The organism is Halomonas bluephagenesis, assembly GCF_054790765.1.
In genome coordinates this window covers 3115536-3125555 of the sequence record NZ_CP133631.1, presented here as the reverse complement: position 1 = coordinate 3125555, position 10020 = coordinate 3115536, and the positions used below count along the sequence as shown (strand labels likewise).

Sequence of the window (10020 nt, the reverse complement as noted above, 5' to 3'; positions counted from 1 at the left end):
TAATCTTTTCAACATTGACGGATAGCAGCACTGCGCTTGATTGGTTTAACGTGTTAGAAAACTAACGACTCGCTAGCTTACGCACCCGGTGTAGGGGGAGCGCCAATATCCATAGCCCGCTGGTAGGCGTCAGGTTCGCCACTTTCAGGAAGCGTGAAGTTCACCTCATCACCCGTTAGCCACGCATTGACTTCTTCAATCGCCGCAACGTCTAGCAAGCCGGCCTGTTGACGCAGTGACAGCAGATTCACCACATAGTCATAACGCGCTTCAGCATAGTTAGCGATGGCGTTGTAAAGGTTTTGCTCAGCGTTCAACACGTCCACGATATTACGCGTGCCTACTTCATAACCGGCGCGCGTAGCTTCCAAAGCGCTGCGGTTAGAGACGATTGCCTGCTGACGAGCATCAACGGTATCGACGTTGTTGCTGACCTGGGTATAGAGCGAACGCACCTGCTGAATGGTGGTACGGCGCTGAGACTCGAAATCGTATTGGCTACTTTCGAGCTGGAAAGTGCCTTGGCGAATACGAGCACTGGTACTGCCACCGGTATAAATAGGCAAGTTCGCCGAAACGCCCACTTGACTTGACGTGTTGTAACCACTAACCAGATCACTGTCGCTGTCCGAGTACTGGTAGTTAGCAAATGCCTGCACCGTCGGCATGCGTCCGGCACGCGCCAGCTCAACGCCTACGCGGGAAAGCTCAATGCCCGCCTGCTGCGCCAATACCTGCGGATTACGCTCAATTGCTTGTTCTACCCAATAGTTACGATCCGTGGGGGTTGGCAGGGCAATCGGCATACCGTCGCCCAATGCATCAATACTGGCGTAACGCTGCCCCGTCAGCTGTTCAAGCACCTCAAATGCGACCTGAAGATTACTTTCTCCGGCGATGCGATCAGCGCGGGATTGATCAAAACTCGCTCGCGCTTCCTCTACTTCAGTAATCGCTATGAGGCCAACTTCAAACTGCTCTTGGGCCTGCTCAAGCTGGCGGCCAATCGCCCGTTCTTGGGCTAAGCGCGCCTCGAGGACTTCATGGGCACGCAAAATATCGAAATAAGCGGTAGCAACATCAATCAATAATTGCTGCTCAGTAGCGGCCAATAGGTACACTTGTTGATCAATCTGACGCTCAGCCTGATTCACTTCCTGACGCGTGACGGCATTAAATAGTGCCTGGGTCGCCTCAAGGCTTAACGACACCGTATTGTAACGATCATCGCCACCCCCCTCTCCACCTGCATTAGAAGCAGCACCAGCACTCTGCCCCCCTCTTGAGGAGGACTGGCTTTCGTACTGCTGGTTATGTGCGACGTTACCGGAAGCATTTACCTGGGGTAGTAATGCACCACTTGCCACGTCGCTTGCCGCTTCAACACTTGAAAACTCAGCACGTGCAGAGGCCAAGGCAGCATTATTGTTAAGCGCGTCGCGGGTGATATTAATCAAATCTGCCGCTTGTGCAGGCAGTATGAAAGAAGATGTCAGCACTGCTAATAGCAGGGGACGAAAAGGGGCATTGACTGCCCAGTGTGCCAGTCGCATGGGATTGCCTCTAGGTGTCAACGTAGGGTGGCGATAATGATAGCCATTCTGAAAGGTGGCATTATAGTTACATTCATGTATGTATGCTAGGCTTGAACTTAACCTAAATATATGAACAGCGTCACATATAAATAGCCGCACTGCGCAAGACTCTCTCTTACCTTAGTTCAAAGCCCCATGAGCATGCAGTTTTTTAGCGCTCCTTTTGCTCACTCGAATATTAAGTGAACTGTGTTACAGCTAATGTAATAACACGCTAACTCAAGTGAGCGTTTGAGTCTCTCAACAACATGCGACAGTGATTGGCAATCCAAACAGATAGCTAATAAAGCGAGAAAAGCAGCACCATCACCACTATTGCTCCGTCAAACGCTGACACATTAATCCTCAAAATTTTCCAACGTGGCCACACAACGTTCAACGGCGCTGCGATACCCTGAACCAAATAACAGCAGATGATTAAGCAACGGATAAAGCTGAAACAGCGCTTCTCGTCTTGGCCAGTCGGCTGGCTTATCGCCGTCCCAGTAAGCATCGAAAAAAGGCGCACCTGTCGCCCCAAACAGGGTCAGCATGGCTAGGTCAACGTCGGGATAATGGCGATAAACAGCAGGGTCGATTAGTGCAGGCCCTCTAGTGGTCGTCAGCACATTGCCCGACCATAGGTCTCCATGAATAAGAGTGGCAGGCGAATCTGGCAGCCATGTTTCTAGCTGGCCTGCTTGGCGCTCAATACGGCTGCGTAACGCGGCATCCAGCAGGCCCTGCTGATAGCACGCTTGGCTCAGAGGCAGCAGACGCCGTTCGCGCTGAAACGCCCGGCCATCTGTCAGCGGGGAATTAGATTGGGGCGTACGTCCGCACGCATTGTTCTGATGCCAGCCATGGGCATCACCTATCACGCCATGCAGCTCACGTAGCCCCTCGCCCAAGGCAGCGCTACTGCGGGCGTTTGCGGGTTTGGTGTCGAGCGACTCAATCACCAGCCAGCCCATCGACTCCCCCAGCACCTCGGGTATCACTAGTGAAGTACCCGCTCCTTTTAGTGTGCGAAGCCCTTCTGCTTCTCCAAGTAGTCGCGCTGAATCATCGTGTTTAATAACGACTTGCCCTTGGCGGGTAGTTAAGGCGTAAACAGCGGCTATATCACCACCACTGAGTGGCTGAAGTTTATCAGTGGGGATTAACCCTAGCGTATCTAGCAGATCGCGCAAGATGGTATCCATGACTCTCTCCGCTCAAGCGTCGCGTATACTCTCTGTATCTCTCCTTAAACGGTACAAGGCAAAGCAATACCTTTCTAGGCAGTCCGCATTATTAAATACCATGACGCTGAGCAAGCGCCTCGCGATAACGCTGATAAATCACTTCATAAGCAGTAACACGGCCAGCATCAGGGTCCGCAAGGGAAGCGGTATTAAGGTGCACCAAGCGCTCACAAAGCGATGCCAAAGTAACGCCTTCCTGATGTAAATCGCACCAAGCCGCCTGAATGGCAGCACCTAGTGCAGCAGCGTCGGTGATTTCTGGGCAAATTACCTGGGTATTAGTAATGTCAGCCACCATTTGCCGCCAAACTGGGCTCTTGGCACCGCCGCCAATCAGCCTAATCTGACTGGTGCCTGCAGCTAGCTCACCTAATAGTTCCAAACCATAGCGCAGGCCAAAGGTAGCGCCTTCCATCACCCCTCGGCAGAGGTTAGCTTGAGTCATATTAAGGCTGGTCAAGCCAAGGAAGTCGCCAGTTGCATTGGGCAGCATCGGCACCCGTTCGCCGTTAAAAAACGGCAGTACGGTAATACCTTCCGCCCCAACTGGGGCACTCGCTATTTGCTTACCAAACGCGGTTAAGTCCAACCCAAACAGTTCGCGCACCTTAGTCGTGGCGGACGTAACATTCATCGTACAAATAAGCGGCAGCCAACCACCATGGCTGGCACAAAAATTGGCCACCATGGCACTGTCGCACACCACCGAATCAGGTGAGTAGGCGCACACCGTGCCGGACGTACCTAAACTAAGCGTCACCAGCCCCTGAGTAATATTACCGGTGCCAATTGCGCCCATCATGTTGTCGCCGCCGCCAGAAGACACCACCACATCATCATGAAGCCCTAGCTCTTGCGCCACTAGCGGGCATACTCGCCCTGCTGGCTCATGCGCCTGGATAAGGCGAGGCAGCACACGATCAGGGTCAAGTTCCGGCGCAATGGCTGCAAATACCTCTTTCTGCCAGCATTGGGCACGCGTATCGAAATAACCGGTGCCCGACGCATCTCCCGCCTCAGTGACTCGCTCACCAGTCAGCCAGAAGTTGAGGTAGTCGTGGGGCAGTAGCAGAGTGGCTATACGCTGGTAGGCATCAGGGTGGTTTTCGCGCAGCCACGCCACTTTAGACGCGGTATAGCCGGTTTGTAATACCAGACCAAGCTTCTCCAGGCAGCCCGCTTCGCCTCCAAGCCGAGCCACTAAATCGTTATTTTGAGTACTAGTTTCGGTATCGCACCACAGTTTGGCGGGATACACCGGCACGCCATCTGCATCCAGTGCCACCATGCCGTGCTGCTGTCCGGAAACGCCTATCCCCCGCACCTGCTTGGTATCAATACCAGAACGCTCAATCGCTTGAAAAAAAGCCCCTTTGAGCGCTGCCAGCCACTCTGCTGGTGCCTGCTCCCGGCGGCCATGCTCTCCCTCGTCTAGGCCATGGGAACGACTGCCTTCACCCAGGATCACACCGCGCTCCACATCGACTACCACGACTTTAGTACTCTGCGTACCGCAATCTACCCCGATATACATCACAACGTTCCTTTGGACGCGACCAGAGTCTCAAGAGTAGCCCGTGCTCCCCGTTCATGCAGCGACGTCAATATCTTTAGATAAGCATGTAGAAAGCGAGGCTGGTCAGCCAAGTCGCCAAACAGCTCGCGGTTCTCGACAAACGCAGCGGGGTTCTTGCGGTTGTTGGTGGCAATAGCCATCAATGGTTCACGCAGGCGATCCACAATATCGATAGCCTCTCCCTGCTCATCGACGCCTTCAACATAACGTGCCCAACTGGCGACCACGGCGGCGCTGCGCTCAATCTCACCTCCTTGGGCGAGCTGCTGGCGAATGACAGGCACGAGCCATTTGGGGATGCGATCAGAGCTTTCAGCACATAGTCGTACCAGAGTGTCTTTAATTTGCGGGTTGGCGAAGCGTTCAATCAGGGTCAGCCGATAGGTTTCTAAATCCACCCCTGGCACTGGTGCCAGCGTAGGCGTGCCCTCTTCACGCATGTAGCTCAGCAAAAACTCAACAAACAGCGGGTCTTGGCACACTTCATGGGCGTAACGGTAGCCTGCTAAGTAGCCGAAATAAGCAAGCGCCTGATGGCTGGCATTGAGCAGTCGTAGCTTCATCAGCTCATAAGGCTCTACATCATCGACAAGTTGAACGCCTACTTTCTCAAGCGCTGGGCGACCCAAAGGAAAGTGATCTTCCAACACCCATTGGGTAAATGGCTCACATACCACTGGCCAAGCATCCTCAATATCAAACCGCTGGGCCAGCTCGTCGATATCCACGGGCGCTGTCACTGGCGTGATGCGATCCACCATGGCATTGGGAAACGCCACTTCGGCAGCTAGCCAGTCGCCAAGTCCCGCGCTGCGGGCACGGGCGTAGGCACTGAACATGCGCTTAGCCACGTCACCGTTACCTTGAATATTGTCGCAGGACATCACCGTAAAAGGTGCAATGCCCCGTGCCCGGCGGCGAACCAGAGCTTCCACCACTAAGCCAAAGCTGGTGGAAGGCTGCTCGGGGTGGGCAAGGTCGTCACGCACCAGTGGAGAATCCAGATTGAATTCTCCGGTCACCGGATGGAAGTTGTAGCCCCCCTCCGTCACGGTGAGCGACACAATCTTGATGGCGGGATCGGCCATTTTTTCGATCACTGCTTCGGGGTCTTCTGGCGCAAACAGGTAATCCACCATACTGCCGATCACACGGGGCTGATACTCGCCGTCGGGGTGCTTCACCACGAGCGTATAAAGGTAGTCTTGCGCAGCCAGGGCCTTCTGCATACGCTTATCGTCAGGCATTACTCCCACTCCCACAATGCCCCATTCAAACGCCTCCCCCTGGTTCATTAGCGCGTCAAGGTACATCGCTTGATGGGCACGATGAAAACCACCGACGCCAATATGCACGATGCCTGGCGTCACGGACTGCCGATCATAAGAAGGCGTCTCAACCGCCGCGCTGAGGGCACCCATGTTGTGATTATTAAGCTGGGTCATCGTCACTCTCCGGGTCATTTGTTAGGCACGCCGCGTCCTAGCGCCAGCGCTGGTCAGGTGGCACGCTGCCGCTTTTTACAAGTTCAGCGTTAAGCATGTCTTTTTGATGAGCACGCTCGAGGGCGCCGATATGATCTTGGCCCATGCAGAGCCAGCGATTCACCAACCGCTCAACCAGTACGGCATCGTCCACATCGATAAATAGCGTCCAATCGAACAGCTTGTGCAACGCCCGCCAGGGTTCTTGATCCAGCAGCAAGTAATTACCTTCTACAATCACAATGCGGTGCGCTGGAGTAATCAACCGCCCTCCGGCTCGAGCGAGATCCAACGGTCGATCAAATACAGGCACCGCTACTGGCTTGTCCGTCTGACGAATGCGTGTTAAATCATGATGCAAACCGTCTACATCAAAGGTATTTGGTGCCCCCTTTAGCGGTAGTTGATCACTCTCTAGCACGGCGTTATCGAAGTGATAGCCATCCATGGGTACCACAGCAGCCTGCCCTGGCAAGTGCCGATTGATGGCATCGCACAACAATTCACTACGATAAGATTTCCCACCCCCCGGAGGGCCTGCAATCGCGACCATAAAGCGCGCTTTTCCTTCTGCCGCATGGATCAGTTGGTGGCTTAATGACGCAAGATCAGGGTTCATAGGCGTATCAACTCATCCAGTTACCACCATCAACGTTCAGCGTCTGGGCGACCACGTAATCGCTATCCTGGCTGGCGAGAAACACAGCCGCCCCAGTGTGGTCTTCTGGAAGCCCCATACGGCCAAATGGAACGGCCTCACCAACCAAACGCTTTTTCTCGCCCAGCGGGCGGTTCTCATAGCGCGCAAACAATGCATCGACTTCTTCCCACATGGGCGTATCTACCACCCCTGGCGCGATGCCATTAACGTTAATGCCATGTTTAATCAAACCCAGCCCGCAGGATTGGGTAAGACTGATTACCGCCGCTTTACTGGCACAGTAAACGCTTACTAGTGGCTCACCGCGCCGCCCCGCCTGGGAAGACATATTAATAATCTTCCCCCCCTGCCCTTGTGCCACCATGGCGCGAGCCACGGTCTGTAGAGTAAAAAATAGCCCCTTAGCATTCACCGCAAACTGCTTGTCAAAGCTGGCCTCCGTCACCTCGAGCACCGGTGCCATATCAAACACCGCGGCGTTATTGACCAAAATATCAATCCCGCCAAATCGCTCGGTAACGCACTCCACCATGGCGTTGATAGAGGCTTGGTCGCACACGTTCAGCACGACACCCATCACGCGCTCGGCACTAGCGTCTTGTTGCAGCGTGGCGAGCGCATCGTCAATGGCGTTGGCATCGATGTCGGCCACAATGATATTCGCCCCTTCGGCGAGGTAGCGCTGAGCTATGGCTAACCCGATACCACGGGCACCGCCTGTGATAACGGCGCGTTTATTGAGCAGTTTCATTGTTATCTTGTCCTTGCAAATGGGATTGCCACTCGTCTACTAAAGCGTGAAGTCCGCGCATATGGGGTAAAATTCGCCAAGCGCCCGCCGCTAGTAACCGTGAGGACTGTTGTTCATCTATATGACTCGCTCCCACAAAACCAATCACTCGCATGCCTGCAGCATAAGCAGCGGTTACCCCTGCCACGCTATCTTCTACCACCAGACAGCGGTTGGGTGGCCAGCCAAGAGAACGGGCCGCTAAGTGATAAATAGCGGGGTCCGGCTTGGGGTTTTCAACCTGCTCGGCGGTGAAAATCGGCACATCGCCTAGCACGCCGTTCAGTTGGGTAGTGGCGAGCGATGCCAGCACGCGGCAACGGCGGCTATTCGACACGACAGCCTTGGGTAAATCGATCCCGCTGACGGCTGCATGCACCCCTGCAATGGCGGTTAATTCCCTCACCAAGCGCGCCTCTATGGCGTTATCGACCAGTTCAGCGGCATTGGGCGGCAATAAGTGGCGGCTTAGCTGTTCCAGATGCTGGAGGATGTTGGCCGTCGTCATACCCAAGGCTTGGCTAAGCAACGTCGGGATATCCAGATCCGGCAGCCACTGCCCAAGGTGGGTTTCCAGGGTCTCTTCAGCGAGTGCTTCGCTATCCACCAGGACGCCGTCACAATCAAAAATCAGCGCTTTCATACCTGCTCCCCTGGAGAGGCTGCTTCCGTAGCCGCGCGGTTATCTTGACGGGTCAGGCTTGCCAACGGGTGCTGCTGCAGGCTAGGCAGGGCTAACCCGCCTTCGTCAAACAGATGGGCACGCTCGGGGGCAAAACCAAAGCGCACGGTATCGTTGACCCGATAAGCCACATCGCCATCAGCCATAATAGTGATCAGCTCATCGTCCATTTGAACGTAGAGCGAGGTTTGACCGCCGAGGCGCTCAAGCACTTTGATCTGCCCACTCAGCGGCCCCTGCTCATCAAGTACTAAGTGTTCTGGGCGAACACCCAGCTCAAGGGTGGCGTTAGCATCCAAGTGTGCACCATCAACCGGCACGCTGCGCTCACCGCCGCCGGGCAGACGAATCGCTACACCTTCAGGCGTTACGCCAGTCAACGACACCGGTAGAAAATTCATTTTCGGTGAGCCAATAAAGCCCGCCACAAAGCGATTGCGCGGATGGTGGTAGAGCGCCATTGGCGAGCCCACTTGCTCCACCACGCCATCATGTAGCACAACGATTTTATCAGCCATGGTCATGGCTTCTATCTGATCGTGGGTGACGTAAATCATCGTGGCATCTAGTTCTTCATGCAGCCGTGCCAGCTCAATACGCATCTGCACTCGCAGCGCCGCATCCAGGTTAGAAAGCGGCTCATCAAACAGAAAGATGCTGGGATTACGCACAATCGCTCGACCAATCGCTACACGCTGACGCTGTCCGCCAGATAAGGCTTTTGGCTTACGGTCAAGAAGCGGTTCAAGCTGGAGAATTTTCGCCGCTTCCAGCACTTTGGCGCGACGCTCCTCCTTAGGGACACCCGCCAAACGCATGCTGAAGCCCATATTACCTTCCACGGTCATATGCGGATAAAGCGCATAGCTCTGAAACACCATCGCTAAACCACGGTCAGCTGGCCCTACATCATTAATGCGCTGGCCATCGATCAAGATGTCACCGTCGCTTGCACTCTCTAAGCCGGCAATCATGCGCATCAGCGTGGATTTACCACAGCCCGACGGGCCAACAAAGACCACAAACTCACGATCGTTGACCTCTAAATCAATGCCTTTAATGACCTTGGTATCGCCAAACTGCTTGGTAATATTTTTCAGTTGTAAGGTTGCCATTAGGAACTCCTTTACTTGACGGCGCCAAAGGTCAGGCCACGCACCATTTGTTTTTGGGTCATCCAGCCAAGAATCAGGATGGGGGCAATGGCCATTGTGGAAGCCGCCGACAGCTTGGCCCAGAACAAGCCTTCAGGGCTTGAGAAGGAAGCGATATACGCAGTTAATGGTGCCGCATTAGAAGAAGTAAGGTTGAGACTCCAGAACGCTTCGTTCCAACTCAGAATCACCGATAGCAACCCCGTAGAGGCAATGCCCGGCAGGGTTAACGGCAGTAGCAGGAAAAATACTTCCTGTAGCGTAGAAGCACCGTCCATCCGCCCAGCCTCAAGGATGTCTTTCGGCATATCTTTAAAGAAGGTGTAGAGCATCCATACCACGATGGGCAGGTTCATCAGGGTGTAAATAATGATCAGCCCAGTGCGCGTATCCAGTAACCCAACATCGCGAAAAATCAGATAAATCGGTACCAATACGCCGACGGGCGGCAGCATTTTGGTAGACAGCATCCATAGCAGCGTGCCTTTGGTTCGCTTGGTGGGCAAAAAAGCCATCGCATAAGCAGAAGGAATCGCAATCAGTAGCGCCAGGAACGTAGAGCCAAACGCCACTACCACACTATTCAGCGCAAAGCGTGTGTAGCCAGAACGGGCCTGTACCGCCTGATAACTTTCAAGCGTGGGTGAAAAAATAAAGCTCGGATCGGCAATTGCCGCTGCCTCCGTTTTAAACCCTGTCAGCACCATCCATAGAATGGGGAAAAAGATAATTAGCGCTATCGACCAACCCACCAGTGTAAGCAGCAACTGCTTAGCGGGTAGAGATCGCACTGCCGGTGGTGCGACGCTAGTACGTTGTATTGTCATTGAAATGCTCCCAAGACGCCCTGAT

At 54.2% G+C, this 10020-nt stretch carries 9 protein-coding genes; all 9 read right to left on the bottom strand.

From position 1 onward, the window contains the following. Positions 1–77 precede the first annotated feature (77 nt). The 9 genes from REH51_RS14170 to REH51_RS14130 all read right to left on the bottom strand — a co-directional run bounded on the left by REH51_RS14170 (position 78) and on the right by REH51_RS14130 (position 9995). On the bottom strand, positions 78–1553 hold the full coding sequence (locus REH51_RS14170) for a TolC family outer membrane protein (protein ID WP_009722493.1): 1476 nt from the start codon (positions 1551–1553) through the stop codon (positions 78–80). A gap of 380 nt (positions 1554–1933) precedes the next feature. Further along, positions 1934–2779: a fructosamine kinase family protein gene (locus REH51_RS14165; RefSeq protein WP_009722492.1), complete on the bottom strand. Its 846-nt coding sequence runs from the start codon at positions 2777–2779 to the stop codon at positions 1934–1936. 91 nt (positions 2780–2870) lie between these two features. Further along, positions 2871–4355, bottom strand: a complete 1485-nt coding sequence (gene xylB / locus REH51_RS14160; protein WP_009722491.1) for a xylulokinase — start codon at positions 4353–4355, stop codon at positions 2871–2873. Then, positions 4355–5842 carry a mannitol dehydrogenase family protein gene (locus REH51_RS14155; RefSeq protein ID WP_009722490.1) on the bottom strand — a complete coding sequence of 496 codons (1488 nt, stop codon included), beginning with the start codon at positions 5840–5842 and terminating at the stop codon, positions 4355–4357. The genes xylB and REH51_RS14155 overlap by 1 nt, the downstream gene beginning before the upstream one ends. 37 nt (positions 5843–5879) lie before the next feature. After that, complete coding sequence (locus REH51_RS14150; RefSeq protein WP_498936124.1) at positions 5880–6500, bottom strand: nucleoside/nucleotide kinase family protein; 621 nt, start codon at positions 6498–6500, stop codon at positions 5880–5882. 7 nt (positions 6501–6507) lie between these two features. After that, positions 6508–7293 (bottom strand): L-iditol 2-dehydrogenase, encoded by a 786-nt coding sequence (locus tag REH51_RS14145; RefSeq protein WP_009722488.1) that lies wholly within the window; start codon positions 7291–7293, stop codon positions 6508–6510. Beyond that, positions 7277–7975, bottom strand: a complete 699-nt coding sequence (locus REH51_RS14140; RefSeq protein WP_498936122.1) for an HAD family hydrolase — start codon at positions 7973–7975, stop codon at positions 7277–7279. The genes REH51_RS14145 and REH51_RS14140 overlap by 17 nt, the downstream gene beginning before the upstream one ends. Further along, the gene (locus REH51_RS14135) at positions 7972–9129 is read right to left on the bottom strand and encodes an ABC transporter ATP-binding protein (protein WP_009722486.1); all 1158 of its coding nucleotides are present in this window, start codon (positions 9127–9129) and stop codon (positions 7972–7974) included. Before REH51_RS14135 ends, REH51_RS14140 begins: the two co-directional genes overlap by 4 nt. Before the next feature lie 11 nt (positions 9130–9140). Then, complete coding sequence (locus REH51_RS14130) at positions 9141–9995, bottom strand: carbohydrate ABC transporter permease (RefSeq protein ID WP_009722485.1); 855 nt, start codon at positions 9993–9995, stop codon at positions 9141–9143. Between the last annotated feature and the right edge of the window lie 25 nt (positions 9996–10020).